Consider the following 14,129-nt stretch of genomic DNA (forward strand, 5'->3'; position numbering starts at 1 on the left):
CATGTCCAACATCGCCATCACCGGCACCGGCCCATCGACAGCGGCCAAACCGTTTCTGACACGGCTCGGCGCCGGCTTCGTCAGCCGGCTCGTCATCATCGTGCCCTATCTCTGGCTGCTGTTCTTCTTCCTCATCCCGTTCATCATCGTTTTCAAGATCTCGCTGTCGCAGACGGCGATCGCCATGCCTCCCTACACGCCCGTGCTCGATTTCAGGGACGGCATGTCCGGTTTCTTCGCCGGCTTCCGCGAACTCAACTTCGACAATTATACCTTGCTGGCGCAAGACGCGCTTTACTTCAAAGCCTATGTGACCAGCGTCATCATCGCCGCGATATCGACGGTCCTTACGCTGCTCGTCGGCTACCCGATCGCCTATGGCATGGCGCGTGCGCCGGCAACGATCCGCCCGACCTTGATGATGCTGGTGATCCTGCCGTTTTGGACGTCGTTCCTGATCCGCGTCTACGCCTGGATTGGCATCCTCAAACCTGAAGGCCTGCTCAACCAGCTGCTGCTCGCCACCGGCATCATCGACGAACGCTTGATCATTCTCAACACCTACTATGCGATCTTCATCGGCATCGTCTATTCCTACCTGCCATTCATGGTGCTGCCGCTCTATTCCTCGCTGGAAAAAATGGATTATTCGCTGATCGAGGCGGCCAAGGATCTCGGCTGCCCGCCGACATCAGCCTTCTGGAAAATCACCTTCCCGCTGTCGCTGCCCGGTGTCATTGCCGGCTGCCTGTTGGTGTTCATTCCCGCGGTCGGCGAGTTCGTCATTCCCGACCTGCTCGGCGGATCGCAGACGCTGATGATCGGCAAGACGCTCTGGAACGAATTCAACAGCAACCGCGACTGGCCGGTATCGTCGTCGGTGGCGGTGATCCTGCTATTGCTGCTGATCGTGCCGATCATGCTATTCCAGCGAGCCCAGGCGCGCGCCCAGGAGCAAGACAAATGAACACCAGCTGGAGCCGCTTCAACGTCACCTCGGTCGTGCTGGGCTTTGCCTTCCTCTATCTGCCCATCGTGCTGCTCGTCATCTTCTCCTTCAACGAGTCGAAGCTGGTCACCGTCTGGGGCGGCTTCTCGACCAAATGGTATGCCTCGCTGTTCCACAATCAGGGGCTGATGGACGCCACCTGGGTGACCGCGCGTGTGGCTCTCATCTCCGCCACTGTGGCAACCGTGCTCGGCACGCTGGCGGCACTGACCTTGACCCGCTACACCCGCTTCCGCGGCCGCATCCTGTTTTCCGGCATGGTGTTTGCGCCGCTGGTCATGCCGGAAGTCATCACCGGCCTGTCGCTGTTGCTGCTGTTCGTTGCCGTCGGTCTCGACCGTGGCTTCCTGACCGTGACGCTTGCTCACATCACCTTGACCATGTGCTTCGTGGCTGTCGTCGTGCAGTCGCGCCTGGTGTCGTTCGATCGTTCGCTGGAAGAAGCTGCCTTGGACCTCGGCGCAACGCCGGTAAAGACCTTCTTTCAGATCACGCTGCCGGTCATCATGCCGGCCATCGTCTCCGGCTGGATGCTGGCCTTCACCCTGTCGCTTGACGACCTGGTCATCGCCTCCTTCACCTCCGGGCCTGGCGCCACCACGCTGCCGATGAAGATCTACAGCCAGGTGCGTCTCGGCGTGACGCCGGAAATCAACGCCGCCTGCACCATCCTGATCGCCGTCGTGGCGGTAGGCGTCATCATCGCTTCGGTCGCCAACAAGCGGCGTGAGGTGCAGCGCCAGCTCGACGAACAGGCCGCGCAGCGCGGTTGATTGCGTCAAACGAGGGATAGGGCGGTCCCGGTAAGGGTCCGGCTATTCGCCTGAGACGCCGCGGCTGATCGGCGAGATGAACGGCGTGCTCCAGGTGCCGCCGACGAAGAATGACGACTGGTTGGATCCCTGCTGGCCATTGACCGGTGCCGCTGCCGGGTCGGCCTGGGTGACACCGCCCGACAGCGCCAGCCCGCGTCCGCCGTAAGAGGCGATGCCGGACAGCCAGACCTTGTATTTCGCCGAATTGGCCTCGGCCTTGTCCAGCCTTGCCACACCCATCGAGATGGTGGCCTTGAGCTCGGCGCCGTCCATCGGCAGTGTCCCGTCCGAGACGTCGTCGAGCGCGAAGAAGCCGCCCTGTTCCGTGTGCTTCAGAAATGCCGGCAAATTGAGCCCGCTCAGCGCGCCCGGCCCGAACGTCGCAGAGACCGAGCCGTCCGCGTTCTCGAAGATCGAGTCCCAGGATTTGCCCGGCCCTTTGAGAATGACCGAGACAGTGCCGGTGCTGGCCGGCACCAGCCGCGTCATTCCGGCCGCGGTGCCGAAAGCGGCGCCGTCAATGTCGGAGGCGAGCAGCCGGATCTCGACCTGCGAGCCCTCCGGTTTGCGGTCGAAACGCAGGCTGCTTTGCACGTTGCCGCCAAAGGCCGACGCATCGGAGATATCGAAGACGGCAAGCCCGTTCTTCACCTGCGCCGTGGCGGCGACGTCGGCAAGCTGGATTGCGCCGGCCGAGGCATGTGCCGCTGACAGCCTCAGATCGAGATTGATCCGGTCGGCGAAGCTGGTGTCGATTTCGCCGGGACCGGTCTCGCCGGTCGGCGCCAGCGGCGTGAAGGCCGAAAACAGCGACCTGAGGTCGAGCGTATCGAAGGCGAGTGTGCCTGATATCACCGGCAAGGCGTCGCCGAACGAAAAATCCAGCGCCCCCATTCCCGGGTTGTTGTCGAGCGTCACCGCGGTGTTTTCGAATTTGACGCGGCCGGCGGTCGCCGTGATCTTGCTCGAAATCGAGACCGAACCGATCGCCGTACCAGGAGCAATGCCGGCCTGCGACCATTCCAGCACGCGCCGCAGCGAGGGCGCGGCGAATTTCGCCTGGCCATCGAAATAGGCGTTTTGCGACATGCTGGCCGTGCCGTCGAACGAGAAGCTGGCCGGCGCTGCCTTGAACGAAAACGTGACCGGTGCGGCGCCGCCGGCAAACAGCACCAGCGGCTTGGGCGAGGCGGCATCGACGGTGACGCTCTCGCCGCGCCAGATTCCGGTCGCCGACAAGGTCGCGTTGCTGTTCATCGCTGCCCAGCTCGCCTGGCCGGACAGGCTGGTCAGCAATTCGACGTCCTTGCCGCCGACGGAGGCGACCATACGGCCGTCCCTGAATTCCACGGTGCCGAACGGATCGGCGGGCAGCTTGCTCAGATCCGGCTTCGTCGGATCGGCGTTGACCACGCTGCGCGCCGTGTCGATGGAGCGGGTGATGCGTCCGCCCGTTGGTATGGCGGGCAGGAATATGCCGTTTGCGGCGCGCTGGACCCGGATCGTCGGCCGCACCAGCCGCGCCGTCGAAAACACCACATCGCCCTGCAGCGCCGCCATGGCCGAAAGGTCGACCTCGACCCGTTCGGCCTCGATCACCGGCGGCGCGTCGGTCTCGGTCCACTGCGACAGCGTGACGTCGCTCAATATGGCGCGGAACTTCGGCCACACCTCGATGCGCGGCGAACCGGCGATGGTGACCCTGAATCCGCTCCACGCGCTCATCTCCCAGGCAATGCGATCGCGCACGATCCGGGTCGAGGCAATCAGCGGCAGAGCGGCGACGACCAGCGCGATGACGAGCACGGCAACGCCGATCGCCCATATTCCGCGCCGGATCAAAGGTGATGGCATATTGCCCCGGTTGCTTTCATTCCGATAAAAATCGCCTGACGGGTGTAACCGTCAGTTGTCACCACGCCTTCCAGTCGTCACTACGACTTAGGGCTGAGGCATTTCAAGTCTTTATGGCCCGGCGATGGCAATTGCGAACATATGGCCGAGTTTTAGCGGAACAAAATCTTGCTCTGCCGCACGGTGGTAGGCATAAGCGATGCAGCTTCAGCCTGCTACGAGGCGCGGCGTTTTTGGGACAGCGGCGCCTGTAAAGCTGAGGCTAGTGCATGTCGCCCGGAAGAGTGCAGCGGTTCCGGGACAACGACGTGCATCAAAACAAAAGCATATCTATCTTGCGACGCGACGGGCTTCAAGGAGGATCGATCATGGCTGCCGAAGCACCGCTCTGGACCCCGACGCAAGACCAGATCGACGCAGCACCACTGACCGCGTTCATGAAGGCAGCAGCGGCCAAAAGCGGCACATCCTTCGCCTCCTACGCCGACCTGCACCGCTGGTCGGTCGAGGATCGCGAAGGCTTCTGGAGCCTGCTGTGGGACTTTTGCGGCATTGTCGGCGACAAAGGGACCGATGGGCCGGTGCTCGTCGATGGCGACAAGATGCCCGGCGCATCGTTCTTTCCCGAAGCGACGCTGAACTTCGCCGAGAACCTGCTGAAGAAGACCGGTTCCGGTGACGCGATCGTCTTTCGCGGCGAGGACAAGATCGAGCGGCGGCTGTCGTGGAGCGAACTGCACCAGCTGACCTCGCGCTTTCAGCAGCTTTTCCTGTCGCTCAAGGTGAAAAAGGGCGACCGCATCGCGGCGATGATGCCCAACATGCCGGAAACCGTCGCCGCCATGCTGGCGGCCGCCTCCATCGGCGCGGTCTGGTCGTCCTGTTCCCCCGATTTCGGCGAGCAGGGCGTGCTCGACCGTTTCGGCCAGATCGAGCCGGTCATATTCATTGCGCCGGATGGCTATTGGTACAATGGCAAGGCAATCGAGGTCGCCGACAAGATCGCTGCCGTTGCAGCGAAGCTCGAAACAGTAGCCAAGGTCCTGATCGTCGACTATCTCGGTACGTCGCGCGATATCGCAGCGATCATCGACAAGGCCGTGGCGCTCGAAGGGGCGCTGTTACCCTTTACCGCCAAAGCGGTCACGTTCGAGCGGCTGCCGTTCGCGCATCCGCTCTACATCCTGTTCTCGTCAGGTACCACCGGCATTCCCAAATGCATCGTCCATTCGGCCGGCGGCACGCTGGTCCAGCACGTCAAGGAACACCGGCTGCATGCCGGACTCATCGAAGGCGACCGCTTCTTCTACTTCACCACCTGCGGCTGGATGATGTGGAACTGGCTGGTGTCGGGCCTGGCCTCGGGCGCCACGCTGCTGCTCTATGACGGCTCGCCCTTCCACCCCGACGGCAATGTGCTGTTCAGCTTCGCAGATGCCGAGAAGATGACCTTTTTCGGCACCTCGGCCAAATTCATCGATTCCGTACGCAAGGCCGGGCTCAAGCCGATCCGCAGCCATGATCTGTCGAGTGTGCGGGCTATTTCCTCCACCGGCTCACCGTTGTCGCCGGAGGATTTCCGCTTCGTCTATGACGGCATCAAGAAGGACGTACATCTCGCCTCGGTTTCCGGCGGCACCGACATCGTCTCCTGTTTCGTGCTCGGCGTACCGACGCAACCGGTCTGGACCGGCGAGATCCAGGGTCCCGGCCTCGGCCTTGCCGTCGATGTATGGGACGATGACGGCATGCCGATCCGCGAGCAAAAGGGTGAGCTGGTCTGCACAAAAGCGTTCCCGTCGATGCCGATCGGCTTCTGGAACGATCCTGAGGGCAAGAGATACCAGGCCGCCTATTTCGAGCGCTTCGACAATGTTTGGTGCCACGGCGACTTCGCCGAATGGACCGCGCATGGCGGCATGATCATCCACGGCCGTTCTGACGCGACGCTCAATCCGGGCGGTGTGCGCATCGGCACGGCGGAGATCTACAATCAGGTCGAACAGATGCCGGAGATCCTTGAGGCGCTGTGCATCGGTCAGGATTTCGACAATGACGTCCGCGTCGTGCTGTTCGTGCGGCTGGCCGCCGGCGTGACGCTGGACGAGGATCTGGAAAAGCGCATTCGTTCCAAGATCCGCAGCGGCGCCAGCCCGCGCCACGTGCCGGCAAGGATCGTCGCCGTCAGCGACATTCCGCGCACCAATTCGGGCAAGATCACCGAGCTTGCAGTGCGCGACGTGGTGCATGGCCGCGCCATCAAGAACAAGGAAGCGTTGGCCAATCCAGAGGCGCTGGAGCTGTTCAGGAACCTGCCGCAGCTGGCTGAGTGACGCGGCCGGGATGGTTAACCAGATATGTCGGTCGAATTTACCTAGATTTCATGAGTGGTACACATTCGTAAATTTTTTGGACGGCCGGTAAGGAGTTGTTAAGGCCCGGCGTCGATAGTCGCACGTAACTTGAGGGAGAAATCCCGTTCCTCGTCCCCTGAGGATCAGATTCGCTCAAGCCCCGTTGTGACAGCAAATCCCATTTAAGGCGTCCTGTTGGACGCCTTTTCTTTGTCCGGGATTCTCGCCCGGAAATCGCCGGCCTATTCGGCCAGCACCCGCGTCGACGGGAAGGCGACCTCGACCAGCGTCCCTTCGCCCGGCGTCGAGGTGATGGTGAAGCGGGCGCGGTTGGCTTCCACCATCGCCTTGGTCAGCGGCAGGCCGAGACCGGTGCCGTCGCCACGCCCGCGCTTCAGCGCATTGATCTGCTTGAACGGCTTCAGCGCCTGCTCGATCTCGGCATGGCTCATGCCAATGCCGGTATCGCGCACCCGCATGACAACGTCGCCGGAGGTTTCATAGGCGGTCGACACGATCACCTGTCCGCCGGCTTGCGTATAGCGAATGGCATTGGACAGGATGTTGAGCGCGATCTGGCGCACGCTTCTGAGGTCGGCGACGACTTCCGGCAGTCGCGAGGCGAAGCTGGAGCGGATGATGACACGCTCGCGGTTGGCCTGCGGCTGCATCATCGCCACCGTCTCGGCCAGCGTATCGTTGAGCGACACCGCCTCGTAGTCCATTTCCTGCTGGCCGGCCTCGATCTTCGAAATGTCGAGGAGGTCATTGACGAGATCGAGCACATGGTTGCCCGAGCGGTTGATGTCTCTGAGATAGTCGCGGTAGCGGTCATTGGCTACCGGGCCGAACTTCTCGTCCACCATCAGCTCGGAAAAGCCGATAATGGCGTTGAGCGGCGTGCGGATCTCGTGGCTGATGCGGGCGAGGAAATCGGTCTTCTGCGAGGAGGCGCGCTCGGCCACCGCGCGCGCCTGGGTCAGATCCTCTTCGGCCCGCTTCCACTGCGTGATGTCGCGCACCACGGCGCAGAAGCCGCTGTCATTGGGCAGCCTGCCGATGGTCATGAACAGCGGGATGAAGCGCCCTTGCGCCTCGCGCCCGATCACCTCGCGGCCATCGTTCATCACACTCGCCACGCCGGGCTCGGACAGGCCGTTCAGATAGTCGCGCGCCGCGCGCTGGCTTTCGATGGCAAACAGCGAGGCGAACGGTTTACCGGTGACGTCGTCGCTGTCGAAGCCGAACAGCGCCTCGGCCGGCCGGCTGATCGAGCGGATGTCGCCGTCGCGGCCGATCAACACCACACCATCGGTCGCGGTGTCGATGATGGTGCGCATCTCGGCAATGCGCGCTTTGAGTTCGGAGACATCGGGCTGCGTCTGCTCCTCGGCTGCGAGATGCGCAACCATCGGCGGCTCGTTATCGCCGGTACGTCGCACCACCAGCATCAGCGCCTTGCCGGCGCGCCACGGCACCGAACGCAAAATGGCTTCGATCGGAAATTCCTGGCCCTCGCGCGTCTTCAGTTTGAGTGTGTGGTCGCTTTCGCCGGCCATTTCTGAATAGGGATCGGCAAACAGCGCGTCGAGCCCGCCGGCGTCGCTCAGGTCCTCAAGCGTGTCATAGCCGGTCAGGCCGAGGAATTCCTCATTGGCGTAATGAAGCTCGTCGCCCGAATGGATGAGCAGCGGCACCGGCAGCTTGCCGAGGATCGACGTGTCAGGGGCCTTGTGTTCATCTCCGGCCGAGAATGCCGAAGGCATGAACCCCTCAAGCTTGAGCGGCGGCACTTTCAGGCGCTGTGGTTCTGCCGGCACTGTGTCCGCATCGCCGGCCTTGTCCCCGTCTTCCACGGCGGAATCGGTCGCCTCGTCGGACGGCGCCCAATCCTCATTGTCCTCGGCATCGCGGAAGTCGGCCGACGTCATGCTGTCGTCTTCACCGGCATTGGCCGGCGTCTCGGCAACAACCGGCTGTGGCTCTGCGGCCTCGACGATCTCTTGGGCTTGCGTATCATCCGGTTCGGAAGCCGGCGCAAGTTCGTCGTTGGACGACGTTGCTTCCGTACTGTCTTCGGTGACGGAGCCTGGTTCGGGATCGGCATAGTCGAGCAGGGAGCGCGACACTGTCGGCGCCTTCGCCTCGCCTGCTTCGCTGTCCGCAAGGCCGTCGTCCGGCTGCTCGCCGTCAAGCCGCGTCAGGTCCTTTTCGTCCTCGGCATCGCTTTCCGGCGGTTCGGCCTCAGCCGTTTCGCTTTCGGGTGCGGCTGCCGATGGTTCAGCCACGGCAGCCGGGCCGGCTTCGTCCGGACTCGAGACCTCGGCGGGTTGTCGGGCTGGCGCGGCTGTTTCAGGCTGGTCCGCCTCGACATGATCCGGCTTGGGCTCATCTGCCTTGGCCTGGTCTGGCGTTACCTGATCCGGATTGGCCGGTTCGGCCTGCTTGGCAGTCTCCGGCTGCTCCGGCGGGGGATTGTCCTTCTTCAGCCGCTCGCCGATTTCGCGGAAAGCGCTGCGCTCCAGCGTCGACAGGCCCCTCTCGCTTGTCGGCTGCTTGTCGTTGGCGGGCTGCCGATGCTCGGCCAGCCGGATGACCTTGTCGGCAAAACGACGTTCCTGCTTCGGCACGATGGTCAGTGCCGGCACTTCGCCCTCGAACGGATCGGCCGCCTTGGGAGCTTCCGCCACGGGCTGTTCCGGGGCCGGCTCGGCTGCTGCCGCTGGCGCGCCATTGGGGACCAGCGCCATGCCGATTGCTTCCGGATCGACCACCGCATCGCCGGCGCGGGCGACGCCGAAACCACGAAAACCTTCGAAGGCGCGGCTGCGGCCATAGACAGGCAGTGCTGCCAGATCGACCGGTATCTTCAGGTCGGAGCCGGCAACCGGCCACAGTACCGAGCGGCCCGACCAGGTGTCGCGCCGTTCAAGCAGGCCCGCGATCTCGCCCGAGGCGTCGAGGCCGAAAATTGTCGCGACGTCCTTGAAGCGGCGGCCGATCACGTCGGCGGCGGCTTTGCCGACAATGTCGCCGAATTCCGGCGACAGCGCGCTGAACTTGCCCTCGGCGTCGGTGCGCCAGACGAAGCGCAGCGGCGGCGCCGAGCGGTCGATCTCACGTTTGGCGGGAGGCGCAGCCGGTGGGGCTGCGTCAGAGGGCAGGGCGGGCGCAGCGGCACTGCTGTCCAACTGCGCACTCTCGGCCGGGGAAACAGAGTCCGGCTCGGCCTGCGCCGGGCTGTCCGGCTCGCCCGCCTGCGGCTCTTCGCCGGCATGGAAGTACCAATGATCATGTTGCGCCGGCGCGCTGTCATTCGCCGCCTGCTCGCGGCCGGTCGTCTGCTCGCGATCGTCCGCCTTTGTATCGGTTGACGCCGAAGCATCATGCTCGGTGGCAGCCGGACCTGTCTCCCCGACATCAGGCGCGGCCGCGAGTGGGGCGCCCTGATTCCCGCTTGCGGGGGGGTGGTCAGCCACCGCATCCACCGTTACCGCGTTCTCCGCGGCGGCTTGCGCCGGGCCATCGTCGACCCGCGCTGCAGCAGGTTCGGCATCCAGCTCGCCGACAGGATTTTCCTCATCGAGCTGATCCTCGTCGATGACCACCAGCAGATGCCTGGACTCGGTCAGGCGCGCGAAGCCGGCCGGATAGGACGTGGCGCCGCCGGGGACCAGCCGCTTGACGATGCGGTCGTCCTGGCTCGCCACGTCGGCGACAAGCGCGGCCAGCGTCTCAGGCCGGATGGCGAGCGCGCCAAAGCCATCCGAAGCCGCCTCGACAGTGCCGGCGGCGTCGACAAAGGCGATGAAATGGCCGTCTTCGGTAAAGCCGCTGATCGCGCGGGCCGCAATGTCGGCAGCACTGCGCGAGCCGGCCTGCGCTGCCGGCACCACCAGCATGATGGCGCTTTCGCCGTCCGGCATAGTCACCGCACTGGCCAGGAAGCCGACGGCGCGGCTGGTGATGCCGGTCGCCAGCCGTACCGTAATGGCGCGGTCGCTGCCGATCTGCGGGAAGCCCGCGGTCGCCATGATCTGACGCCTGGCGATCAGCGGCAGCTGTGCCGAGGCGCCGATGATGGCCTCGATGTCGGGATAGCCGAACACCGCAGCGCCCGGGCCGTTGGCCCAGATCACCTGTTCGAGGTCGGCCGACAGAATCGCGATCGCGTCGCCGGCGGCGAAGCGCTGGCGAACCGCATCAAGCACGGCGACATCGAGGAAAGAGTAGTTCTCGGAAGGCATGCGCTTGGCGGACCCTTTCGGTGAAATCTTGGCGAACCCCTCTTGGCGAACCTACAAGGCGGGCAATTTGCAGTTAACGCTTTGTTAATAAAAGCCCGCGCGGCGAAGGTCCACAAGCCATGGCGGGAAGCAGGTGGAATCTCTGGCCACTTGGTTAACAGCCCCTCGGAATGCCGTTGGGTAACCTCTTGGGGTAACGCATGGGAAGAAATTATGGTGCACTGCAACAAAGATATTGCATCGCACAAAAAAACCGCTATATTGCCATCATACATGAACGAGACGGCTTTTTGTCAAAGCCGCTACCCCGAAAGGATGGAAAATGACCAAGGCCAAGACCGCTGAGACCTTCGAAAACGTTGAATTCCCGAGCTTCGACGCTTCCAAGGCAACCGACCAGATCCGCGCTTTCGCCGAAAAGGGCGTCGAGCAGTCGAAGGAAGCCTACTCCAAGCTGAAGACCGGCGCCGAAGAGACCCAGAAAGTCCTGGAATCGACCTTCGAGACTGCCAAGACCGTTTCCAGCGACCTGTCGCTCAAGACGATCGCCGCTCTGCGCGCCAATGCCGAAGCCGGCTTCTCGCATCTCGAGGCCCTCATCGGCGCCAAGTCGCTGTCGGAAGTGGTCGAACTGCAGACCGCCTTCCTGCGCAAGCGCGTCGAGACCACCGTCGAGCAGGCCAAGGACTTCCAGGCTGTTGCTTCGAAGGCTGCCGAAGACGTCTCCAAGCCGGTCAAGACCGCTTTCGAGAAGGCCCTGAAGGACATCAAGGCCGCCTAATAATTGCGCACAACTCTGCGATGCATCAAAACGTCGCATTTCGTCAGACAAATAGGTGTGCGATAGAGTTGTCCAAATGAATACCCGGCGAGTGGAACCTCCTCCCTCTGCTCTCCGGGGTGACCAGCCAGCACCTCCTCCCGCTGGCTCGTAACAGGAAAAGGCCGGCACCTCCTCCCGCCGGCCTTTTTCTTTTGCCGAAGAAACGGGCGTCTGTTGGGAGACCGGCTTTGCCTTATCAAAGGCCTTGAATTAGTCTCTGATAGACCGTATTGGACGCATCGCCGAACGACAGAGCGGATCTCGGAGAATGAATTTTCACCACGATCTGGCTCAGGCGAACGTGCCGTTGTAGCTCAGATGGTTAGAGCGCCGGATTGTGGATCCGGAGGTCGCTGGTTCGATCCCAGCCAACGGTACCATCGAATTTTCCGCTAAAGTAAGCCGATCCCGGCGATCCACGGGAGATCAAGACCTGTATGGCGCTGTCGGCAGGGCAGGAAGACCCTGACTGCACACACACCGCGGTGCAGATACCCGCGCCGCATCTAAGGTTTCATTTTACTCCAGCGGTTCGTCGGTCGGCCGAGGCGTCGTGCCTGCCTGACGAGGACGGCCGGCATTGCGATTTGCAATACGGCTGTCGAGCGGCGATCTGGACGCTTGCTGGGCGCCAGCGGTCTTGGGCGCCGTCGGCTTGGCGCCGGAATCGCTGTTTTCAGCGTCGCGACGGGGATGTGGCAGGCCGGTGGCCTCAGGCGATCTGACCGAAGGTGTGGCGGCCGGGTTTGTCGATACGGGTTTGTCCTTGGCCATTTTCAACTCTCGCCTTTTCAGCATGCAGACGGCCGGACAACATAGTCGGGCCACTGAGGCAGAACGGTCAGCCGTGCGGGCGCATCACGACTTTGATGCAGCCGTCCTCCTTGTCGCGGAAGGTTTTGTAAAGTTCGGGCCCGGCCTTGGGGCCAGCCCGATGAAATGACGGGTCGATATCGCCGTTCCGAACTTTCTGCAGCGATGTCGCGTTCATCCTGGATCGTCGGATCGGCCACCTGATCGCAGCGTATCTCGCCTTTGCCGTGCCATGTGAGGGCCTGCATGTGCTGTTCCTTGACGACAAGCTCTGCGAGCCCGAACTTGGCTCGATGTGAAATGTTCCCGCTTCCAACGAGCATCCGGCCTCAACCCTTGGCGACCGAACGGGGTTCGGCCATGCCGCAATGCTGCTCGGTCGGGGTGCCGGCCGGCGTGGCATGCGCGGCTGCAACCTGCTTTTCCAGCCGCTGATCGCCTGTTGCCCACGGCCACATCCTTGAACGCGTCCAAGGGCAGAGGTTTGGCGCAAGCGCAGGATCTGCTATCGCGCCAGCATCGCGGCGACAACGAACACGACGGCGGCAACGACGACAAGCGCGACAATGGCCAGCACCGGGCCGTTTTTACTCGGGGCCGGGGCGCTCTCGTCGTCCGGCCGCCGCATCGCATTGGCGAAGCTTGCTTGATTAGCGAAAGCCGGCGTGCCCGTCGCTGCGGGAACCGGCACGGCGCCGGTGTCTGCCGCTTCGGCATCGGTTTCCATAGGCGCCGCCGCCGGGTCGAATCCCGGCGTCTTGTCCTCTGTCGCCCCAGACTGAATATCGCCTCTGTCTTCGGCCGGGTTACGTTCGACGTTCATGATGATGCTCCTGAGCTGGCCCGGGCTTCCCCAACCGCGAGCGGATCAGGATGTTCCATTGGGCGGAATCGCCGACAACGAGGAGCAAATTTCAGATAGCCTTCAAACAGATGTCCCTGGTGGCAACGCGGGCCTTGCAACCGGTCAGCACCGGATTGGTGGTCTCGTTGTAGTCGGCCATGGTCGGCAACGCGGCAGATTCGGCAAAGTTCCAGTCTGGCTGCCCGCTTACGCACACCGCCGCTCGTTGACCTTGAGCTGGCTCGTTCCAGCCACTCCAACCCAAATTGCCAGTCCGGCTCCCGGCGGCGCGCTGTTTGTATTCCGTGGGAACATCAACAGCGCCAGCGAGTTCGGTATGTGCAGCGAGTTCCCTGTTCGCCGCATGGCCAACGTCCGGAACTCTTGACCGTCTCGCGTCTTCGCTCCTGGAGCGCGGGCCACTCCTCTTAGCCCAAGGTTGCGATCATGAGCAGAAACATTCCGGAAAAGCGGGCCAGGCAGGGTGGCTTGGGGCGACCGGTCCTTGGCGTGCTCTTGGCAGGCCTTGTCTTGGCGCTCGTTGCCTGGGGGATCGCTGAAATCTATGGCGAGCAGGCTAAGACACCGGCGACACAGCAAAACAGCCGGGTTCCATCGCCAGATACTTACAGCCCAAATCCTGGCCAAACGGACCCTGCAAACTCCAAGGCCGATGATGTGAATGGCGAACCGGTGGACCGAAATCCCAAGCTCGACAAGGATCCCACGCCGCGATCAAGCACTGGCGGGGATCAGCCAGGAACGCCGCCAGCTCAACCTGCTTCGCCATAGCGTTCGCACTAGTTGATAAACACAATTCAAACAGATGCGGAAATGTGGAGCGGCGATTTCAGCCAATTTCAAGAGCCGGGTCTGTCAATAATCGCCGGCGCTCTCTGATAGCTGGGGAGCCACAAAACCTCCGCTGATTCTTACCGCTTGCTGGATGGCACTGGCGGCTCCAGACCGACTGCGCGCTGTGTCACGCCGGCAGACCTTTGCACCTCTGGGCGCTTTTGAAGTTGCAAGTCGATGGAATCGGGCAAGCTGGGTGTAGATGATGCAGTCGTCATCTTATCGAGGTCCGGCAGCAACACCATCTTTGCGTAGCGTGGAGGAACCAGATGGCCTCCGAAAACAGCGAATATCCCGCACACGAATAAAGCGAGAAGCAGGGCCGTAAGCACATCTGTGAAAATCTCGACAAATCTCATGTGCTCGCTCCGCGCGTAAGGATTCGCCGCGCTCTCGACAGTAAGAGCGGCGGGATCCTCAACCGGCGATGAAGGGACTTTGATCGACGGTCTTCTCCTAATGTGGCTTCCGGTTGCGTGTTCCCTGGTTCGGACCTTATCCACCGACTATGGGAC

Annotated in this window: 9 protein-coding genes, 1 tRNA gene and 1 pseudogene; 6 read left to right on the plus strand and 5 right to left on the minus strand. The window is 62.7% G+C overall.

The window, feature by feature from the left end; translation table 11 throughout:
• Position 1 precedes the first annotated feature (1 nt).
• Together ACYG97_RS28325 and ACYG97_RS28330 are read left to right on the plus strand one after the other, a co-directional pair.
• The gene (locus ACYG97_RS28325) at positions 2-967 is read left to right on the plus strand and encodes an ABC transporter permease subunit (RefSeq protein ID WP_031199416.1); all 966 of its coding nucleotides are present in this window, start codon (positions 2-4) and stop codon (positions 965-967) included.
• Complete coding sequence (locus tag ACYG97_RS28330; protein ID WP_023689320.1) at positions 964-1,782, plus strand: ABC transporter permease; 819 nt, start codon at positions 964-966, stop codon at positions 1,780-1,782. Before ACYG97_RS28325 ends, ACYG97_RS28330 begins: the two co-directional genes overlap by 4 nt.
• Positions 1,783-1,824: 42 nt before the next feature.
• Here the strand turns inward: ACYG97_RS28330 and ACYG97_RS28335 are convergent, their stop codons facing one another.
• Positions 1,825-3,678, minus strand: coding sequence for an AsmA family protein (locus ACYG97_RS28335; RefSeq protein WP_023732361.1), 1,854 nt, complete (start codon positions 3,676-3,678; stop codon positions 1,825-1,827).
• Positions 3,679-4,046: 368 nt separating this feature from the next.
• On the opposite strand from ACYG97_RS28335, the gene ACYG97_RS28340 reads away from it, so the two are divergent.
• Positions 4,047-6,011: an acetoacetate--CoA ligase gene (locus ACYG97_RS28340; protein WP_023732360.1), complete on the plus strand. Its 1,965-nt coding sequence runs from the start codon at positions 4,047-4,049 to the stop codon at positions 6,009-6,011.
• A gap of 263 nt (positions 6,012-6,274) precedes the next feature.
• Here ACYG97_RS28340 and ACYG97_RS28345 read toward each other — a convergent pair whose 3' ends face one another.
• Positions 6,275-10,279 carry a PAS domain S-box protein gene (locus tag ACYG97_RS28345; RefSeq protein WP_023732359.1) on the minus strand — a complete coding sequence of 1,335 codons (4,005 nt, stop codon included), beginning with the start codon at positions 10,277-10,279 and terminating at the stop codon, positions 6,275-6,277.
• Positions 10,280-10,601: 322 nt separating this feature from the next.
• Between ACYG97_RS28345 and ACYG97_RS28350 the strand changes: the two genes are divergently transcribed.
• Entirely contained in the window at positions 10,602-11,060 is a 459-nt protein-coding gene (locus tag ACYG97_RS28350; RefSeq protein ID WP_023715623.1) for a phasin, read from the plus strand.
• Between the two features lie 345 nt (positions 11,061-11,405).
• Positions 11,406-11,482, plus strand: a tRNA-His gene (locus ACYG97_RS28355).
• A gap of 139 nt (positions 11,483-11,621) precedes the next feature.
• On the opposite strand, the gene ACYG97_RS28360 is transcribed toward ACYG97_RS28355, so the two are convergent.
• From ACYG97_RS28360 to ACYG97_RS28370, 3 genes and pseudogenes are all read right to left on the minus strand, one after another.
• Positions 11,622-11,876, minus strand: a complete 255-nt coding sequence (locus ACYG97_RS28360) for a hypothetical protein (protein ID WP_023681865.1) — start codon at positions 11,874-11,876, stop codon at positions 11,622-11,624.
• A 67-nt stretch (positions 11,877-11,943) separates the two neighbouring features.
• Positions 11,944-12,063, minus strand: a pseudogene (locus ACYG97_RS28365) (zinc-binding dehydrogenase); the annotation flags it as partial.
• A 357-nt stretch (positions 12,064-12,420) separates the two neighbouring features.
• A complete protein-coding gene (locus tag ACYG97_RS28370) occupies positions 12,421-12,738 on the minus strand; it encodes a hypothetical protein (RefSeq protein WP_023715626.1) in 318 nt (105 codons plus the stop codon).
• A 58-nt stretch (positions 12,739-12,796) separates the two neighbouring features.
• Between ACYG97_RS28370 and ACYG97_RS28375 the strand changes: the two genes are divergently transcribed.
• Positions 12,797-13,147 carry a hypothetical protein gene (locus ACYG97_RS28375; RefSeq protein ID WP_156931535.1) on the plus strand — a complete coding sequence of 117 codons (351 nt, stop codon included), beginning with the start codon at positions 12,797-12,799 and terminating at the stop codon, positions 13,145-13,147.
• Positions 13,148-14,129 lie beyond the last annotated feature (982 nt).

Source organism: Mesorhizobium sp. W067 (genome assembly GCF_054719525.1).